The organism is Streptomyces sp. ITFR-16 (assembly GCF_031844705.1).
In the GTDB taxonomy this organism is placed as follows: domain Bacteria; phylum Actinomycetota; class Actinomycetes; order Streptomycetales; family Streptomycetaceae; genus Streptomyces.
On sequence record NZ_CP134609.1, the window covers coordinates 4566891 to 4584124 of the forward strand.

Consider the following 17234-nt stretch of genomic DNA (forward strand, 5'->3'; position numbering starts at 1 on the left):
TGACGCATGACGAGCATCGGTGGTGCCGGGATGGTCGACTGGAATCTCGCGGTCGCGACCGCGACCCGGCTAGTGCGGCCGGGTCCCGAGATCAGCCGCGAGGAGGCCCGCGAGGTCGTCGCGGAGCTGCGCAGGCATGCCAAGGCGGCGGAGGAGCACGTCCGTTCCTTCACCCGGATGATCCCGGAGGGGACCGAGCCGGAGGACACCCCGGTCCTGGTCGTCGACCGGGCGGGCTGGATCAAGGCGAACGTGGCGGGCTTCCGTGAGCTGCTGCGCCCCCTCCTGGAGAAGATGGAGGAGCGGCGCGGCGGCGGTGCGGGCGGTGCCGTGCTCGGCGCGGTCGGCTCCAAGGTGACCGGGGTCGAGGTGGGGATGCTGCTGTCGTTCCTGGCCTCCCGGGTCCTCGGCCAGTACGAGACGTTCGCCCCCGCCTCCCGCGAGCTGCCCGCCTCCGCCGAGGGCGGCGGCCGGCTGCTGCTGGTCGCGCCGAACATCGTCCATGTCGAGCGGGAGCTGGAGGTGGACCCGCACGACTTCCGCCTCTGGGTCGCCCTCCACGAGGAGACCCACCGCACCCAGTTCACCGCGGTGCCCTGGCTCCGCGACCACCTCCAGGGCGAGATCCAGTCGTTCCTGGACGAGACCGACGTCGACCCGATGACCCTGCTGGAGCGGCTGCGCGACGCCGCCCAGTCGCTGGCCGGCGGCCGGCCCGAGGGCGAGGAGGGCGAGGACGGCGGTCGCAGCCTCGTCGAGATCGTCCAGACCCCCGCCCAGCGCGAGATCCTGGGCCGGCTCACGGCGGTGATGTCCCTGCTGGAGGGGCACGCCGACTATGTGATGGACGGCGTCGGCCCCGAGGTGGTCTCCTCCGTCGGCGAGATCCGCGAGAAGTTCCAGCAGCGCAGGGCGCGCGGCGCGAGCCGGCTCGACCAGGCGCTGCGCAAGCTGCTCGGCCTCGACGCCAAGCTGCGGCAGTACCGGGACGGCGAGCGGTTCGTCCGCGCCGTGGTCGACGAGGTCGGCATGGACGGCTTCAACCGGGTCTGGACCTCGCCCAACACCCTGCCGACCAAGGCCGAGATCGCCGCCCCGCAGGACTGGATCACGAGGGTGCACCGTAAGGCAGAGTCATGATCACGGCCCGCGCGAAGGCCCGGGACCCGAAGGCAACGCGCGGGTAATCACCCATCCGAGGGACCGTAGGGGCATGGGAAGGCGTGCAATGCTCGATGAACGGCTTTGCTCTGTCACCATCGACGCACTCTGAGTGACGGCACTCTTTCCCGTCCCGGCACTCCGAGGCACCTCTCCAGAACTTCACGAAGGGCACCGGACATGGGTCCCCATCCTGCGGTCGCGGCGATACGCCTGGCGGTCCGCCGCGTACTCCACGACGTCATCGACGAATTCGCCCAGCAGACCGAACGCACGGGGCACGCCGCACGCGCCCCGCACCCCGAGCTCGCCCGGGCCGGCGCGGGCCGGCCGAGCGTCGCCCTCCCCGAGCGGCCCGATACCCCGCTGGTACTCGTGGCATGCTCCGGCGGCGCCGACTCCATGGCGCTCGCCTCCGCCCTCGCCTTCGAGGCCCGCAAGCTCCCCGTCCGGGCCGGCGGCATCACCGTCGACCACGGCCTCCAGGACGGCTCCGACCTCCGCGCGGCCGAGGTCGTCGCCCGCCTCGCCGCCATGGACCTCGGCCCCGCCGAGGTCGTCGCCGTGCGGGTGGGACACGAGGGCGGCCCCGAGGCCGCCGCCCGCGACGCCCGCTACGCCGCCCTGGACGCCGCCGCCGAACGCCACGGCGCCGCCGCCGTCCTGCTCGGCCACACCCGCGACGACCAGGCGGAGACCGTGCTGCTGGGCCTCGCCCGCGGCTCCGGCATCCGTTCCCTGTCCGGCATGGCCGCCGCCTCGGGTCCGGCCGGCCGCTACCGCCGCCCTTTTCTCCAGCTCGACCGGCAGACCGCCCGCACCGCCTGTCTGGCCCAGTCCCTGCCCGTCTGGGACGACCCGCACAACATCGACCCCGCCTACACCCGCTCCCGGCTGCGCCACGAGGGCCTGCCCGCCCTGGAGAAGGCGCTCGGCAAAGGGGTCGTCGAGGCCCTGGCCCGTACGGCCCAGCTCTCCCGCGACGACGCGGACGCCCTGGACACCTGGGCCGCCGAGGCCGGACGTGACGTACGCGACGACGCGGGCCGGCTGGAGTGCGCCAAGCTGTACGCGCTGCCGCCCGCCGTCCGCCGTCGCGTCCTGCGCCGGGCGGCCATAGAGGCGGGCTCCCCGGCCGGTTCGCTCTTCGCCCGCCACATCGAGGAAGTCGACCGCCTCATCACCGGCTGGCGCGGCCAGCAGGCCATCAACCTCCCCGGCCGCGTCGAGGCCCGGCGCCAGGGTGGCAGACTGGTCATCCGGCAGAGCTGACGCACAAGCGGCTGACATGCAGGGCGAGCGGCCGCGCAGGCCCGGGACACCACCCCGGACCCGGCAGGCAAAGAAAGAGACGCGGGTGAACGAGAAGGACATGGGTACCGACCTTCAGTCGGTGCTCCTCACCAAGGAAGAGATCGACGCGAAGCTCGTCGAGCTGGCCGCGAAGATCGACGCGGAGTACGCGGGCAAGGACCTCCTCCTCGTCGGAGTCCTCAAGGGCGCGGTGATGGTCATGGCAGACCTGGCGCGTGCCCTGTCCACCCCCGTCACCATGGACTGGATGGCCGTCTCGTCGTACGGCGCGGGCACCCAGTCCTCCGGCGTGGTGCGGATCCTCAAGGACCTGGACACCGACATCAAGGGCAAGCACGTCCTGATCGTCGAGGACATCATCGACTCGGGCCTGACCCTGTCCTGGCTGATGTCGAACCTGGGCTCGCGCGAGCCGGCGTCGCTGGAGATCTGCACCCTGCTGCGCAAGCCGGACGCGGCGAAGGTCGCGCTCGACTGCAAGTGGGTCGGGTTCGACATCCCCAACGAGTTCGTCGTCGGCTACGGGCTGGACTACGCGGAGAAGTACCGCAACCTCCCCTTCGTCGGCACTCTCGCCCCGCACGTCTACGGCGGCTGAGCAACCCCGGGCCCGCTCCGGGGAACCCTCACCGATTTCCCGCCGTTGAGCCTTCGAAGGCGGGTTCGGCAGACGTCCCCGGCGGACGTCGGTGACAATGCCGGTGTACCGTCCGAGGAACAGTCTTTACTCACAGCAGCATTTACCTACGGGCAGGAGGGACGGGGCGACTTCGCTCCGTATGGATGGACGTGAAGCGATACTTCCGTGGGCCGGTCATGTGGATCGTGCTGGCCGTCCTCGCCGTGGTCGTGTTGATGCAGGTCGTCGGCTCGTCCGGCGGCTACAAGACGGTGGACACCGGCAAGGTGATCCAGGCGATCAGTAAGAACCAGGTGGAGCAGGCCAAGCTGACCACCGGTGACGATCACATCCTCAAGATTGAGCTGAAGGACGGCCAGAAGCTCGACGGCGAGTCCGGCAGCAAGTTCCAGGCGAGCTACATCGGCAATCAGGGTGTCCAGCTCGCCGACACGCTGCAGAAGAAGTTCGAGAGCGGTGACATCGAGAAGGGTTACACCGTCTCGCCGTCGAAGCAGTCCCCGTTCGTCTCGATCCTCTTCTCGCTGCTGCCGTTCGTCCTCATCGTGGTCGTCTTCCTGTTTCTGATGAACCAGATGCAGGGTGGCGGCTCCAAGGTCATGCAGTTCGGCAAGTCCAAGGCCAAGCTGATCACCAAGGACACCCCCAAGACGACGTTCGCCGATGTGGCGGGCTCGGACGAGGCGGTCGAGGAGCTCCACGAGATCAAGGAGTTCCTCCAGGAGCCGGCGAAGTTCCAGGCCGTCGGCGCCAAGATCCCCAAGGGTGTCCTGCTGTACGGACCTCCCGGTACGGGCAAGACGCTGCTCGCCCGGGCCGTCGCGGGTGAGGCGGGTGTCCCGTTCTACTCGATCTCCGGTTCCGACTTCGTCGAGATGTTCGTCGGTGTCGGTGCCTCCCGTGTCCGTGACCTCTTCGAGCAGGCCAAGGCGAACGCCCCGGCGATCGTCTTCGTCGACGAGATCGACGCCGTGGGCCGGCACCGCGGTGCCGGTATGGGCGGCGGGCACGACGAGCGCGAGCAGACGCTGAACCAGCTGCTCGTGGAGATGGACGGCTTCGACGTGAAGGGCGGCGTCATCCTGATCGCCGCCACGAACCGGCCGGACATCCTCGACCCGGCGCTGCTGCGCCCGGGCCGTTTCGACCGGCAGATCGCGGTCGACCGCCCGGACATGCAGGGCCGTCTGGAGATCCTCAAGGTCCACCAGAAGGGCAAGCCGGTCGCACCGGACGTCGACCTCGGCGCCGTCGCCCGTCGTACGCCCGGCTTCACCGGTGCCGACCTGTCGAACGTGCTGAACGAGGCGGCGCTCCTGACGGCGCGCGGCAATCTGAAGCTCATCGACAACAACATGCTCGACGAGGCCATCGACCGCGTCGTGGCGGGCCCGCAGAAGCGGACCCGGATCATGTCCGAGAAGGAGAAGAAGATCACCGCGTACCACGAGGGCGGACACGCCCTGGTCGCGGCGGCCTCACCTCAGTCGGACCCGGTCCACAAGATCACGATCCTCTCCCGCGGCCGCGCCCTCGGTTACACGATGGTGCTCCCGGAGGAGGACAAGTACTCCACGACGCGCAACGAGATGCTCGACCAGCTGGCGTACATGCTGGGCGGGCGCGCGGCCGAGGAGCTGGTCTTCCACGACCCGACCACCGGCGCTGCGAACGACATCGAGAAGGCCACGGCCACGGCCCGCGCGATGGTCACGCAGTACGGCATGACGGAGCGGCTCGGCGCGATCAAGTTCGGCGGCGACAACACCGAACCCTTCGTGGGCCGCGAGATGGGCCACCAGCGCGACTACTCGGAAGAGGTCGCCGCACTGGTCGACGAGGAGGTCAAGAAGCTCATCGAGACCGCCCACAACGACGCGTGGGAGATCCTCGTCGAGAACCGTGACGTCCTGGACGCCCTGGTTCTCCAGCTTCTGGAGAAGGAGACCCTCGGCAAGGCGGAGATCGCCGAGATCTTCGCCCCGATCGTCAAGCGTCCGGCCCGTCCGGCGTGGACCGGGTCCGCCCGGCGCACGCCGTCCACCCGGCCGCCGGTGCTCTCCCCGAAGGAGCTCGCCCTCACCAACGGCGCCACCACGGCGAATGGCTCGGTCACGGACGTCGTTCCGACCGAGGCGGTCCCCGAGGAGCGTCCCGAGAGCTAGTCACCGACCCCGGTGTGGGCCCTCTCACGGGCCTCTCACCGGGTACGGAATGGAAGCCGCGCCCCCCAGGTTTTAGCCTGTGGGGGCGCGGCTTTTCCGTATACCTGCGCGGATGTCCACGCAGTGATGGTTCAGAGGAACGAGGCACAGATGACCGACCCGGTGACGCTGGACGGCCAGGGTTCGATCGGTGAGTTCGACGAGAAGCGTGCCGAGGCCGCCGTACGCGAGCTGCTGATCGCCGTCGGGGAGGACCCCGACCGGGAGGGGCTGAGGGAGACGCCGGGCCGGGTGGCCCGCTCGTACAAGGAGATCTTCGCGGGCCTGTACCAGGCGCCCGAGGACGTCCTGACGACCACCTTCGACCTCGGTCACGACGAGATGGTGCTGGTCAAGGACATCGAGGTGTTCTCCACCTGTGAGCACCACCTGGTGCCGTTCCACGGGGTGGCGCACGTCGGGTACATCCCGGCGTCCAGCGGGAAGATCACCGGTCTGTCGAAGCTGGCCCGGCTGGTGGACGTCTACGCCCGCCGCCCGCAGGTGCAGGAGCGGCTCACCACGCAGATCGCCGAGTCCCTGATGGAGATCCTGGAGCCGCGCGGCGTCATCGTCGTCGTGGAGTGCGAGCACATGTGCATGTCGATGCGCGGGATCCGCAAGCCCGGCGCGAAGACGCTGACGTCGGCCGTCCGCGGCCAGCTCCGCGACCCCGCGACGCGCGCCGAGGCCATGAGCCTCATCATGGCGCGCTGACGGAGGGGAACGGGCGGCAGGAGAGCGGGCGGGCGGCCTACGCCGCCGCCGCGTTCTTGTTGTCGTCCTCGTCGTCCGGGAGCTTGCAGACGTGCTCCAGGAACAGTGCTGCCGCGATCACCGCGATGCCGGCCAGGACCGCGAAGCCCGCGTAGACGGCCTGGTCGCGGCGGGGCGTGTTGTCCAGCTGGCCGAGCAGGAAGACGCCCGTGCCGCCGTACATCCCGGCGACCAGCGCGACGACGAGGGCGCTGGCCTGGCCGAAGACGACGGCACGGGCCGCCATCAGCGGCTCGACGCCCTTCGCGCCCGGCTGGCGCTCGCGCTGGGCGCGCAGCCGGGAGCGAATGGAGAGCGCCGTCGCCAGCAGGACCACGGCGATGACCGCGAGCACGATGGGCGCGGCCAGCGGCACGCTCGGCAGGGTGCCGAGGGAGTCCCAGAGGCGGGCGGCGCCCCAGGACAGCACCCCGGCGGCGGCGAAGAGGCCGGCCAGTACTCCGAGCCGTAGTTCCTTCACCGGGGGTGCCGCCTCTCGCCGTCCATGGACCGGTCTGCAGTCATCTGTCTGCCGTCTGTGAGCCTAACGACTACTCGGGCAGCCGGAGTTCCAGGTCGGCCCGGGGCAGTACGCCGCCGCGGCCCACACCGGACAGCAGATCGGCGACCGGCCCGACGCCGGGCAGCTGGGCCTCGGGGTCCACGTCGTGCCACGGGGCGAGGACGAAGGCGCGCTCACGGGCCCGGGGGTGGGGGAGCGTGAGCACCGGGTCGTCGGAGACCACATCGGCGTACGACACGATGTCGACGTCGATGGTGCGCGGGCCCCAGCGCTCCTCGCGGACCCGGTCGAAGGCCTCCTCGATGGCCTGGCCGCGCTCCAGCAGGGAGGACGGGGGCAGCGTGGTCTTCACGACGACGACCGCGTTGAAGTACGAGGGCTGGGAGCCGGGGTCGACGCCCCAGGGCTCCGTCTCGTACACCGGGGAGACCGCCTTGACCCGGAGGCCCGGGGTGTCTTCGAGGGCGTCGATGGCGCCCTGGAGGGTCTCCAGGCGGTTGCCGAGGTTGGAGCCGAGGGAGATCACGGCCCGTTTGGGGTTGGACAGGGTGATGTCCGCGGCGTCCACCTGCGCGACCACGGAGGCGGGCACCGGCTGGACGGTCGGGTCGCTCTGCCCCTCGGTGGAAAATGCAGTCATGCTCGGCTCCGGGTGATGGTGATGGTGACGTCGTCGAAGGGGACGGTGATGGGCGCGTCCGGCTTGTGCACCACGACCTCCACCTCCTCGACGCCTTCGTGCTTGAGGCACTGCTGGGCGATGCGCTCCGCGAGCGTCTCGATCAGATCGACCGGTTCGCCCTGGACCACCGCGACGACCTCCTCGGCGACCACGCCGTAGTGCACGGTCTGCGCCAGGTCGTCGGCTGCTGCCGCGGGGCGGGTGTCGAGGCCCAGCACCAGGTCCACGATGAACGTCTGTCCCTCTTCCCGTTCCCGGGGAAAGACGCCATGGTGCCCACGGGCCTTGAGGCCGCGCAGCGCGACACGATCCACGCGAATCACTCCTGCTGTTGTTGACGTAGGGGTACGCGGCCGCGTGCGGGCGGCCGGGTACCCGATGGCGAATCTACCTGCGAGCACCGACACCGCTTCCGCGCGGGGTTGGGGACACGAGGGCACGGAACAGATAGCCGCTGATACCCCGGTGCACCCGCCTCCAATCCCGACGGGCGCTCTTTCGGGCCTCTACCGGCCTTGTACCCACTCAGGAGGGGGACTCTTCGTCCTCTTCCTCACCGGTTTCGGTCAGTACGGGCGATCCGTGGTGGGACCAGAGCTTCCAGCCGTCCGGAGTGCGGCGGAACACATTCGTGGCGACGACGAGCTGGCCGACCAGGGGCCCCAGGGAGCTGCCCTCCTCGGCGGGGCCGCCGCTGAGGATGTTCTCGGTGCAGGTCACCAGTGCGGTGTCGCCCGTCATGGCGACCTGGACGTCGGTCAGGAAGAACTGGATGTACTCGGTGTTCGCCATGATCAGGGCGTAGCTGCGCAGCACCTCGCCGCGGCCGCTGAGGACCGGCCAGCCGGGGTGGACGCAGGAGACGGTGAGGTCCTCGCCGGGCAGCCAGAGACCGGACAGCGTCTCGAGGTCCCCGCGCTCCATCGCCTCGTAGAAGGCGGTGTTGGCCTGTTCCACGGCCTCGATGTCGGCGGCTGCCGACGCGTGCTCGTCCCTCGGCTCGTTCACGCGGCTCCTTCGATGGCACGGGCGACCCGTACGGCGTCGGCGGTGGCCCGTACCTCGTGGACCCGGACGGCCCAGGCGCCGGCCCGGGCGGACAGCGCGGAGACGGCGGCGGTGGCCGCGTCCCGTTCGCGGGCGGGCGGCGGTCCGCCCTCCCCGGCCAGTACATGGCCCAGGAACCGCTTGCGCGAGGCGGCGACCAGCAGGGGGCGGCCGAGCGCGTGCAGGGCGTCCAGGCGGGCCAGGAGCGCGAGGTCGTGGCCCGCGTCCTTGGCGAAGCCGAGCCCGGGGTCGATCACGACCCGTTCCGGGGCGACACCGCCGGCGATCACGGCGTCCATCCGGACCCGCAGCTCCTCGACGACCTCGGCGACCACGTCCCCGTACACCGCACGGCTGTTCATGGACTCGCTGAAGCCGCGCCAGTGCATGACGACGAAGGGCACCCCGGCGTCGGCGACGGCCGGGATCATCGCGGGGTCGGCGAGACCGCCGCTCACGTCGTTGACCAGGAGGGCCCCGGCGGCGACGGCCTGTTCGGCGACCCGGGCCCGCATGGTGTCCACGGAGACCGTGGCCCCCTCCGAGACCAGGCCGCGGACCACCGGTATGACCCGGCGCAGCTCCTCGGCCTCGTCCACCCGGCTGGCGCCGGGGCGGGTCGACTCACCGCCGACGTCGACCAGGTCGGCGCCCTCGCCGACCAGGTCGAGGCCGTGCTTGACGGCCGCCGTGGTGTCGAACCAGCGGCCCCCGTCGGAGAAGGAGTCGGGGGTCACATTGACGACACCCATGACCGCACAGCGGTCCCACTCCGGCAGACCCTGGACCGTGCCTCGTCCACGCAACGTACTCATGCGACCAGCGTAGGCCCGTACGCGGCGGGGTCACGCCGGGTGGGCGCCGTGCTCCCCCGCAGGTGTGCGTACGTGGGCGCAGGGGCGGCGTCCGCCGGGCGCGAGCCGGCGGGCCAGCGGGCGGGGGAGCGCGAAGCTCACGAAGCCCTCGGCCTGCATGGCGGCCAGCGAGATCCGGGGGAGGTCGCGGGCGGCCCGGTAGACCACGAAACGCGGCTCCCAGCGGGGCCGGAACTTGGCGTTGAACTTGTACAGCGACTCGATCTGGAACCAGCGCGAGAGAAAGATCAGCAGACCGCGCCAGATGCGCAGCACCGGCCCGGCGCCCAGCTTCTCGCCCCGGGCGAGGGCCGAGCGGAACATCGCGAAGTTCAGCGAGACCCGGGTGATGCCGAGCCGGGGGGCCGCCTGGAGGGAGGCCACGATCAGCAGCTCGTTCATCCCGGGGTCGGCGGCCCGGTCGCGCCGCATCAGGTCGAGGGACATGCCGTCGGTGCCCCACGGCACGAAGTGGAGCACGGCCTTCAGGTCGCCGTACGGGGACTCGGCGCTCTCCTCGTCGGCCTTGTGCGCGGTGGCGATGAAGCAGTCGCCGTCGGCGCTGTCACCGATCCGGCCGAGCGCCATGGAGAAGCCGCGCTCGTTGTCCGTACCGCGCCAGTCGGCGGCGGCCCGCCGGATGCGGGCGAGCTCCGTCTCACCGATGTCGGCCACACGCCGGACCCGGGTCTCGTAGCCGCCGCGCTCGATGCGCTTGACCATCTGGCGTACGTTGCGCATCGCGCGCCCGGCGAGCGAGAAATCCGCGACGTCCACCACCGCCTCGTCGCCGAGCTCCAGGGCGGCGAGCCCGGTCTCGCGGGTCCAGACCTCGCCGCCGGTCTCGCTGCACCCCATCACGGCCGGGGTCCAGGAATGGGCCCTGGCCTCGTCCATGAAGCGTTCGATGGCGCCGGGCCAGGCCTCCACGTCACCGATCGGGTCGCCGCTGGCCAGCATCACGCCGGACACCACGCGGTAGCAGACGGCGGCCTTGCCGCTGGGCGAGAAGACCACGGCCTTGTCGCGGCGGAGCGCGAAGTGGCCCAGCGAGTCACGGCCGCCGTGCCGCTCCAGCAGGGCGCGCAGCCGGGTCTCGTCGTCCTCGGTGAGGCGGGCGGCCGGGTGTTCGGGGCGGAAGGCGAGGTAGATGGTGGTGACGGCGGTCAGCAGGCCGAGGGCGCCCAGGGAGTAGCCGACGGTCCAGGAGGTGACACCGGCGTAGTCGACCGGGCCCTCGAAGCCGAACAGGCCGTACAGCACGTGCTGGAGCCGGTCGGCGATGCTGGGGTTCCCGACCAGCCGGCCGGGGTGGACGCTGACGATGACCAGCCCGAGGCCCAGCGAACCCGCGCCGAGCAGGACGAAGTTGGCCAGCGCACGCCAGCGGCTGCGCGGGTCGGGGAGCGCGGCGAATTCACTCCGGTGGCGTACGAGCAGGTAACACAGCGTCAGCGAGACGACGGCGCCCAGCACCGAGTGCCGGTAGACGAACTGCGCCAGCGCGCCCGCCGGGAGGAGCACCACGGCGGCCCGCCAGGCCCGGCGCTTGTGGCGCTTGAGACCATGGGCCAACAGCAGCAGCAGGACGCCCGCGCTCAGCGAGAGCGCGGCGGCGAAGGGGCCGAGCGCCCCGGGGAGCACCTCGGCGAGGGTGTGCATCCGGCTGTGCCGGAAGCGGGGGAAGACACCGGCGGCGACGTCGATCAGGCCGACGGCGGTGCAGGCGGTGCCGACGAGCGCCGGTACGGCTTCCGGTCGCGGTCCGTGCACGAACTTACGTGCGCCGACCGGAACCGATCCCGATTTATCCCCATCTAGCGTGATAGACATCGCTTCCCGTGGTTCCGCGAGAGATTCTTGGAGTCCGTCGGCCGGAGCCCTGCGGACGATGTGCGACCTCTAGGACGAGCCTTCCGGGCCGCGGGTTCACCGCGGACCGGAAATTTCCTGACAAGAAAGTTCACCGGTCATGGGCCTTACGGGCAAAGCAGTGCTGATTCTGGCGGTCGCGCTGGCCGTCATGCTGTTCGCCGCCACCATCTGGCTCTGGCCGCGGCTCGCCCGGCGCAGTGTCTCCGCGGTGTTCGGCCGGGTGGGGCTGCTGCTGGCCACCCAGATGGCGGTCTTCGCCTTCGTCGGCCTGCTGGCCAACAACTCCTTCCTGTTCTACGGCTCCTGGGCGGACCTGTTCGGCCGGAAGCAGGAGCTGGGCGTGGTCACCGACCACGCCGCCGGGACGCTGGCCGCGAAGAACATCGTCCGGGTGGGGACCCAGCGGCCGGACGTGCCGGGCGGGGCGCTGCCCACCCGGGGCGGCCGGATCGACAAGGTGGTGATCGCGGGCCGGCACTCGGGGATCGAGACCTCGGCGTACGTCTACCTCCCGCCGGAGTACTTCCAGCCCGCCTTCGCCCGGCGGAAGTTCCCGGCGGTGGTGGTGCTCACGGGCTACCCGGGCACCTCGGAGAACCTGATCAAGGGGCTGCGCTACCCGCGCACGGCACTCGACCGGGTGCGGGCCGGACGGGCGCAGCCGATGATCCTGGTGATGCTGCGTCCGACGCTCGCGCCGCCGCGCGACACCGAGTGCGTGGACATAGAGGGCGGCCCGAAGACCGAGACCTTCTTCGCCAAGGACCTGCCCCCGGCCGTCTCGGCGGCCTACCGGGTCGGCCGGCACGCCCGCAACTGGGGCATCATCGGCAACTCGACCGGTGGCTACTGCGCCCTGAAGATCGGGCTGCACCATCCGGCCCGGTACACCGCGAGCGCGGGGCTGTCCGCGTACTACAAGGCGGCCGAGGACCCGACGACCGGCGACCTCTTCCACGGCGACCAGCGGGCCCGCGAGCGCGCCGACCTGCTGTGGACGCTGGAGAACCGGACCCAGCCGGACTCGTCCTTCCTGGTGACGACCTCCCGCCACGGCGAGTCGAACTACGCCGGGACCCGGAAGTTCCTGGCCCTGGTGAAGCCGCCCGCCCAGGTCTCCTCGATCGTGCTGCCCAGCGGCGGGCACAACTTCAACACCTGGCGCCGGGAGATCCCGGCGGCCCTGGACTGGATGAGCAGCCGGCTCAGCGAGAACTGAGCGGGGCGGCCGGTGGCTTCGGCCGCCCCCGGCCGGTCCCGCCGCCGCTCAGAGGCCCGCGGCCTTCGCGACGCCCGCCACGCTCTCGACGGCCACCTCGGCGCGCGGCACCGCACGGTCGTCCGCGCTGATGGACCGGCGCAGCGCCTCGTGCAGACGGGCCGGGGTGAGCACACCGAGGAACCGGCCCTCGCCCTCCTCGTCGATGACGGCGATCCAGCCCGCGTCGTGCTGGAGCATGGTGGCGAACGCCTGCTTGAGCGGGGCGCCGACGGGCAGCCAGGCCTCCATCCGGCGGGCGTGCTCCCTGACCGTGCCCTTGGACCCGGACAGCGCGTCACCGGCGGCGATCCAGCCGTGCAGATGGTCCTGGCCGTCCAGCACGACGGCCCAGCGAGCTCCGTCCGCGCGCAGCCGTTCGGTCGCGGCGGCCAGCGGGTCGTCGAGGTGGACGACCGGCGGCTGGTCGAGGTCGCTCTCCTCGACGGGGGTGACGGACAGGCGCTTGAGCCCCCGGTCCGCGCCGACGAAATCCGCGACATATCCGGTGGCGGGGGCGCCGAGCACGGTGGCGGGGGAGTCGAACTGCTCGATCGAGCCCTGCCCGTAGACGGCGATGCGGTCGCCGAGCCGGACGGCTTCCTCGATGTCGTGGGTGACGAACAGCACGGTTTTGCGGACCTGTTCCTGAAGCCTCAGGAATTCATTCTGGAGCCGTTCCCTGACGACCGGGTCGACCGCGCCGAAAGGCTCGTCCATCAGCAGCACGGGCGGGTCGGCGGCCAGCGCCCTTGCCACGCCCACGCGTTGACGCTGACCGCCGGACAGCTGTTCCGGATATCGGTCGCCATAAACGGAGGGATCGAGTCCGACCAGATCGAGGAGTTCCGCCGCGCGTTCGCGGCCCTTTCCGCGTTTCCAGCCGAGGAGATGGGGGACGGTCGCGGTGTTCTCCAGCACCGTCTTGTGCGGGAACAGACCGACCTGCTGGATCACATAGCCGATGCGGCGGCGCAGCTGGACGGGGTCGATGGCGGATATGTCGTCCCCGTCGAGGAATATCCGGCCCTCGGTCGGTTCGATCAGCCGGTTCACCATCTTCATGGTGGTCGTCTTGCCGCAGCCCGAAGGTCCGACGAGCGTGACCAGTTCACCCTCGGCGACCTCGAAGGAAAGGTCGTCGACGGCGGTGGTGCCGTCCGCATACCGCTTGGTGACGTGCTCGAAACGGATCATGGTTCCCCATTGTGGCGCGTGTTTTGTGAAGGACATGTTGCTGGAATACGACGGCCCTCGGTGATTGTCAGTGGTCGAGGATAGGCTCGCCGGACATCAGTACGAGAGGGCGACCGGGAGGTGGGGGGACGGATGGCCGGACAGAACTGCCTGGTGACGAACGACTGGATCTGCGGGGAGTATCTCCGTTCCCGCAGCCAGGAGTTGACCGATGCCACGGTCCAGCACATCTGGATCACCGCGGTCTCGGTCGCGATCGGCGTCGCCGTGGCCTTTCCGCTGGCGCTGCTCGCGCGCCGCAGCCGGCGCTTCGCCGGACCGGTCCTCGGGCTGACGACGGTGCTCTACACCGTGCCGTCGCTCGCGATGTTCTCGCTGCTCCTGCCCCTGTTCGGGCTCTCCGCCGCGCTGGTGGTCACCGGCCTCGTGCTCTACTCGCTGACCATTCTCGTACGGAACATCCTGGCGGGCCTGGAAGCGGTGCCCCAGGAGGCCAAGGAGGCCGCGCGCGGGATGGGGTACGGACCGGCACGGCTGCTCTGGGAGGTCGAGCTGCCGCTCGCGATGCCCGCGCTGATGGCCGGGGTGCGGATCGCGACGGTGTCCACGATCGCGCTGACGACGGTCGGCTCGATCGTCGGCCGGGGCGGCCTGGGCAACCTCATCGACGACGCGCTGCCCAGCTTCTTCAAGGCCCAGGTGCTGGCCGCCTCGGTGCTCTGCGTGCTGCTCGCGGTCGTCGCGGACCTGCTCCTGCTCGGTGTGCAGCGGCTGCTGACCCCCTGGACCCGCATACGCGCGACCCACGACGCGGTGGGCGCGCCCGGCCCGGCGAAGGCGGTCTGACCCATGGGAGTTCTCGGCGAGGCCTGGACCTGGCTCACCACCGGCGCCAACTGGTCGGGGGAGAGCGGGGTGGCCCACCGGCTCGGTGAGCATCTGTACGTCAGCGGGGTCGCGCTCGCCCTGTCCTGCGCCATCGCGCTGCCGATCGCTCTGTACCTGGGCCACATCGGGAAGGGGGGCACGCTGGCCGTCAACATCTCCAACGTCGGGCGGGCGATCCCGGTCTTCGCGGTGCTGGCCCTCTTCATGGTCTCGCCCCTGCGCAACGCGGGATACATACCGACGATCATCGCCCTGGTGCTCTTCGCGGTGCCGCCGCTGCTGACCAACGCCTACGTCGGGATGACGGAGGTGGACCGTTCGGTGGCGGAGGCCGCGCGCGGGATGGGCATGTCGGGCGGCCAGCTCTTCGTCCGCGTCGAACTCCCGCTGGCCTACCCCATGATCATGACCGGGCTGCGGTCGGCGGCGGTCCAGGTCGTGGCCACGGCGACGATCGCCGCCATGGTCGGCCAGGGGGGTCTCGGGCGCATCATCACCGCCGGTTTCAACACGTACAACACCCCGCAGGTGGTCGCGGGCGCCCTGCTGGTCGCCGTGCTCGCCCTGGTGGTGGAGGCGGCTCTCGTCGGCATCGACCGGATGCTGTCACCCCTGCGCCGCCGCCGGACGGCATGACCGCCCGGCACGGCGCACCCAACCGATAACGCTTGTCGCATATGGCCTCGTTGCCGTGGACGGAGAACAACATGAGCAGGACCTCGCGCATAGCCGGCGCGGTCATCGGCATCGCCGCGCTGGCGGGCTCGCTGGCCGCCTGCGGCGGCGACAGCCTGGAGAAGGACAAGGGCGCGCCGGCCGGGGGGAAGGACGACTCCGGGAAGAAGGGCTCGCTCGTCGTCGGCGCGGCGGCCTTCACCGAGTCCAAGGTGCTCGCCGAGCTGTATGCGCAGATTCTCGGTGACGCCGGATACAGCACCTCGATCACCACGGTGAAGAACCGCGAACTCTACGAACCCTCGCTGGAGAAGGGCGAGATCGACGTCGTTCCGGAATACGCGGCGACGATCGCCGAATTCCTCAACGCCAAGGTGAACGGGGCGAAGGCCGCCGAGGCGAAGCCGGTCGCCTCGGGCGACACCGCGGCCACCGTCGCCGCCCTGGAGAAGCTCGCCACTCCGCGCGGGCTGAAGGTGCTCCCGGCCGGCAAGGCCGTCGACCAGAACGCCTTCGCGGTCACCAAGGAATTCGCCGAGAAGAACAAGCTCAAGACCCTTTCGGATCTCGGCGCCTCCAAGCTCAAGGTCAAGATCGCGGCGGGCGACGAGTGCGAGGTGCGGCCCTTCTGCGCACCCGGCCTCAAGAAGACGTACGGCATCGACGTCACGGGTATCGACCCCAAGGGCGTCGGTACGCCGCAGTCCAAGCAGGCGGTCAAGGACGGCAAGGACCAACTGGTCCTCACCACGACCACGGACGCGGTGCTGGACAGCTTCGACCTGGTCTTCCTGGAGGACGACAAGAAGCTGCAGAACGCGGACAACGTCCTGCCCGTTCTCAACGCCAAGGACGCGGGCGCCCAGGACGTCGCCGACGCGCTCGGCAAGCTCACCGGCACACTCACCACCGAGGATCTCGCGGAACTGAACCGCAAGGTCGACTCCGAGCGCGCCAAGCCCACGGATGTGGCGAAGGAATACCTCCGGTCGAAGGGGCTGATCAAGAAGTAGCGAAGGCCCCGCGAAGGCCCTCGCGGAGCGCGCGGAATGAGCGGTTCAGGGGCCGTCAGGTAACTGGCGGGGAACAGATTGCCGGGCGGCCCCCCATGCGCCCCGTACGCACGGTAAATTTCGGGCCATGCCACGTGGACGCCATCGCCATTCGCCACCTCTGCACAGAATCCTTCCGCCTTCGGCCGTCGCCGGGGCCTCGGTCGTCTGTGCCGCGGGAGCCTGGCTGCTCGCCGAGCCGCTGGTCCTGCGCGCACTGGTCGCCGCCTCGGCGGCCGCAGCCGTCACCGGCGCGTTCCTCATGCGCAGCTGGGACCGGGAGGCGGGCCGTCGCGTCGCGGAACTGACGCGCGCCCGCGCGAGCGACGAATGGCGGGCCGAGGAACGCCTGGCGGAGCTGGAAGCCGATCTGGAGGAGTCGCGCGAGCTGCGCGCCCGTCTGGAGACGAAGCTGCGCCGCAAGCGGGTGGAGCTGGCCGGGCTGCGGGGCGAGCACGCCGCGCTGCTGCGCCGGTACGCCAACGCGGAGACCGAGCGCGCCAGTGTGCTGGAGAGCCGCCGTCAGCTCGCGCTGGAGGCGTCCGCGCCGCCCCGCGAACTGCCCGCCGCGCGCAGCACCCCGACGCCGTCCGCGTACCTCCGGGCCGCCCGCGCGCTGGAGGACCTCTCGCGCAACGCGGCGCTCCAGAAGGCCCGGCGCACCGCCGACGAGGCCAGGCAGCGCGATCTCGCGGAGCGCTCCCGGGAGCCGGAGGAGCCGCGCGGCAAGCATGCGGCGGCCGCTTCCGGCACGGAGGGCGGACAGCAGCACCGCCGCCCGCAGGCCGCACTGCCCGCGTCCCGCCCGTCCCAGGCGCTGCCTTCCCCGCGACCGGTGCCGGCCGCCGGCGCGGTCGTGCCGTACGGCGCCTCCCGCCGCCACCTGGTCCCGCAGGGCAGCTTCGACTTCTTCGGTACGCAGAAGGCGCACGCGGCGATCGAGTCCGTGCAGAACGAGGATCTCGCCGATGTGGTGGGCGAGGAGGCCCTTGCCGCGCACCGCACGGGCACGGCCGAGAACCGGGCCGTCGGCAAGGTCATCGACCTGACCGCGCACGACGAGACCGAGCAGCTGGACGTGGCGGAACTGCGCAGCGCGATCTCGTAG

17 protein-coding genes are annotated in these 17234 nt (G+C 70.8%); 10 read left to right on the plus strand and 7 right to left on the minus strand.

Annotated features, from left to right (window positions below; translation table 11 throughout):
- Nucleotides 1–6 precede the first annotated feature (6 nt).
- The 5 genes from RLT58_RS20225 to folE all read left to right on the plus strand — a co-directional run bounded on the left by RLT58_RS20225 (nt 7) and on the right by folE (nt 6036).
- Complete coding sequence (locus RLT58_RS20225) at nt 7–1140, plus strand: Rv3626c family coenzyme F420 biosynthesis-associated protein (RefSeq protein WP_311311779.1); 1134 nt, start codon at nt 7–9, stop codon at nt 1138–1140.
- 201 nt (nt 1141–1341) lie between these two features.
- Nucleotides 1342–2433, plus strand: coding sequence for a tRNA lysidine(34) synthetase TilS (gene tilS, locus RLT58_RS20230; protein ID WP_311311780.1), 1092 nt, complete (start codon nt 1342–1344; stop codon nt 2431–2433).
- A gap of 100 nt (nt 2434–2533) precedes the next feature.
- Nucleotides 2534–3073 (plus strand): hypoxanthine phosphoribosyltransferase, encoded by a 540-nt coding sequence (hpt, locus tag RLT58_RS20235; RefSeq protein ID WP_037777945.1) that lies wholly within the window; start codon nt 2534–2536, stop codon nt 3071–3073.
- A 185-nt stretch (nt 3074–3258) separates the two neighbouring features.
- On the plus strand, nt 3259–5280 hold the full coding sequence (gene ftsH, locus RLT58_RS20240) for an ATP-dependent zinc metalloprotease FtsH (protein ID WP_311311781.1): 2022 nt from the start codon (nt 3259–3261) through the stop codon (nt 5278–5280).
- Nucleotides 5281–5430: 150 nt separating this feature from the next.
- Nucleotides 5431–6036 (plus strand): GTP cyclohydrolase I FolE, encoded by a 606-nt coding sequence (folE, locus tag RLT58_RS20245; RefSeq protein WP_311311782.1) that lies wholly within the window; start codon nt 5431–5433, stop codon nt 6034–6036.
- A gap of 37 nt (nt 6037–6073) precedes the next feature.
- Here folE and RLT58_RS20250 read toward each other — a convergent pair whose 3' ends face one another.
- The 6 genes from RLT58_RS20250 to RLT58_RS20275 form a co-directional block, all read right to left on the minus strand.
- Entirely contained in the window at nt 6074–6556 is a 483-nt protein-coding gene (locus RLT58_RS20250; RefSeq protein WP_311311783.1) for a DUF3180 domain-containing protein, read from the minus strand.
- Nucleotides 6557–6626: 70 nt separating this feature from the next.
- Nucleotides 6627–7238 (minus strand): 2-amino-4-hydroxy-6-hydroxymethyldihydropteridine diphosphokinase, encoded by a 612-nt coding sequence (gene folK, locus RLT58_RS20255; RefSeq protein ID WP_311311784.1) that lies wholly within the window; start codon nt 7236–7238, stop codon nt 6627–6629.
- The gene (gene folB / locus RLT58_RS20260; RefSeq protein WP_311311785.1) at nt 7235–7594 is read right to left on the minus strand and encodes a dihydroneopterin aldolase; all 360 of its coding nucleotides are present in this window, start codon (nt 7592–7594) and stop codon (nt 7235–7237) included. The genes folK and folB overlap by 4 nt, the downstream gene beginning before the upstream one ends.
- A gap of 211 nt (nt 7595–7805) precedes the next feature.
- On the minus strand, nt 7806–8288 hold the full coding sequence (locus tag RLT58_RS20265; protein WP_311311786.1) for a nuclear transport factor 2 family protein: 483 nt from the start codon (nt 8286–8288) through the stop codon (nt 7806–7808).
- Nucleotides 8285–9079: a dihydropteroate synthase gene (gene folP, locus RLT58_RS20270; protein WP_311314577.1), complete on the minus strand. Its 795-nt coding sequence runs from the start codon at nt 9077–9079 to the stop codon at nt 8285–8287. Before folP ends, RLT58_RS20265 begins: the two co-directional genes overlap by 4 nt.
- 93 nt (nt 9080–9172) lie before the next feature.
- Entirely contained in the window at nt 9173–11014 is a 1842-nt protein-coding gene (locus RLT58_RS20275; RefSeq protein WP_311311787.1) for a phosphatidylglycerol lysyltransferase domain-containing protein, read from the minus strand.
- A 139-nt stretch (nt 11015–11153) separates the two neighbouring features.
- On the opposite strand from RLT58_RS20275, the gene RLT58_RS20280 reads away from it, so the two are divergent.
- A complete protein-coding gene (locus RLT58_RS20280) occupies nt 11154–12275 on the plus strand; it encodes an alpha/beta hydrolase (protein ID WP_311311788.1) in 1122 nt (373 codons plus the stop codon).
- Nucleotides 12276–12323: 48 nt separating this feature from the next.
- Here RLT58_RS20280 and RLT58_RS20285 read toward each other — a convergent pair whose 3' ends face one another.
- On the minus strand, nt 12324–13511 hold the full coding sequence (locus RLT58_RS20285) for an ABC transporter ATP-binding protein (RefSeq protein WP_311311789.1): 1188 nt from the start codon (nt 13509–13511) through the stop codon (nt 12324–12326).
- A gap of 132 nt (nt 13512–13643) precedes the next feature.
- Here RLT58_RS20285 and RLT58_RS20290 point away from each other — a divergent pair, with 132 nt between their 5' ends.
- From RLT58_RS20290 to RLT58_RS20305, 4 genes are all read left to right on the plus strand, one after another.
- Nucleotides 13644–14357 (plus strand): ABC transporter permease, encoded by a 714-nt coding sequence (locus RLT58_RS20290; RefSeq protein WP_311311790.1) that lies wholly within the window; start codon nt 13644–13646, stop codon nt 14355–14357.
- A 3-nt stretch (nt 14358–14360) separates the two neighbouring features.
- Nucleotides 14361–15035 carry an ABC transporter permease gene (locus RLT58_RS20295; RefSeq protein ID WP_311311791.1) on the plus strand — a complete coding sequence of 225 codons (675 nt, stop codon included), beginning with the start codon at nt 14361–14363 and terminating at the stop codon, nt 15033–15035.
- Between the two features lie 71 nt (nt 15036–15106).
- Nucleotides 15107–16087, plus strand: coding sequence for an ABC transporter substrate-binding protein (locus RLT58_RS20300; RefSeq protein WP_311311792.1), 981 nt, complete (start codon nt 15107–15109; stop codon nt 16085–16087).
- 127 nt (nt 16088–16214) lie between these two features.
- Nucleotides 16215–17234, plus strand: a complete 1020-nt coding sequence (locus RLT58_RS20305) for a hypothetical protein (RefSeq protein WP_311311793.1) — start codon at nt 16215–16217, stop codon at nt 17232–17234.

What these genes read in the sequence shown, in the direction of transcription:
- RLT58_RS20225 (WP_311311779.1), top strand. Translation starts at nt 7, where the DNA reads ATGACGAGCATCGGTGGTGCCGGGATGGTCGACTGGAATCTCGCGGTC.
- tilS (WP_311311780.1), top strand. Translation starts at nt 1,342, where the DNA reads ATGGGTCCCCATCCTGCGGTCGCGGCGATACGCCTGGCGGTCCGCCGC.
- hpt (WP_037777945.1), top strand. Translation starts at nt 2,534, where the DNA reads ATGGGTACCGACCTTCAGTCGGTGCTCCTCACCAAGGAAGAGATCGAC.
- ftsH (WP_311311781.1), top strand. Translation starts at nt 3,259, where the DNA reads ATGGACGTGAAGCGATACTTCCGTGGGCCGGTCATGTGGATCGTGCTG.
- folE (WP_311311782.1), top strand. Translation starts at nt 5,431, where the DNA reads ATGACCGACCCGGTGACGCTGGACGGCCAGGGTTCGATCGGTGAGTTC.
- folK (WP_311311784.1), bottom strand. Translation starts at nt 7,238, where the DNA reads ATGACTGCATTTTCCACCGAGGGGCAGAGCGACCCGACCGTCCAGCCG.
- folP (WP_311314577.1), bottom strand. Translation starts at nt 9,079, where the DNA reads ATGGGTGTCGTCAATGTGACCCCCGACTCCTTCTCCGACGGGGGCCGC.
- RLT58_RS20275 (WP_311311787.1), bottom strand. Translation starts at nt 11,014, where the DNA reads ATGTCTATCACGCTAGATGGGGATAAATCGGGATCGGTTCCGGTCGGC.
- RLT58_RS20280 (WP_311311788.1), top strand. Translation starts at nt 11,154, where the DNA reads ATGGGCCTTACGGGCAAAGCAGTGCTGATTCTGGCGGTCGCGCTGGCC.
- RLT58_RS20285 (WP_311311789.1), bottom strand. Translation starts at nt 13,511, where the DNA reads ATGATCCGTTTCGAGCACGTCACCAAGCGGTATGCGGACGGCACCACC.
- RLT58_RS20290 (WP_311311790.1), top strand. Translation starts at nt 13,644, where the DNA reads ATGGCCGGACAGAACTGCCTGGTGACGAACGACTGGATCTGCGGGGAG.
- RLT58_RS20295 (WP_311311791.1), top strand. Translation starts at nt 14,361, where the DNA reads ATGGGAGTTCTCGGCGAGGCCTGGACCTGGCTCACCACCGGCGCCAAC.
- RLT58_RS20300 (WP_311311792.1), top strand. Translation starts at nt 15,107, where the DNA reads ATGAGCAGGACCTCGCGCATAGCCGGCGCGGTCATCGGCATCGCCGCG.
- RLT58_RS20305 (WP_311311793.1), top strand. Translation starts at nt 16,215, where the DNA reads ATGCCACGTGGACGCCATCGCCATTCGCCACCTCTGCACAGAATCCTT.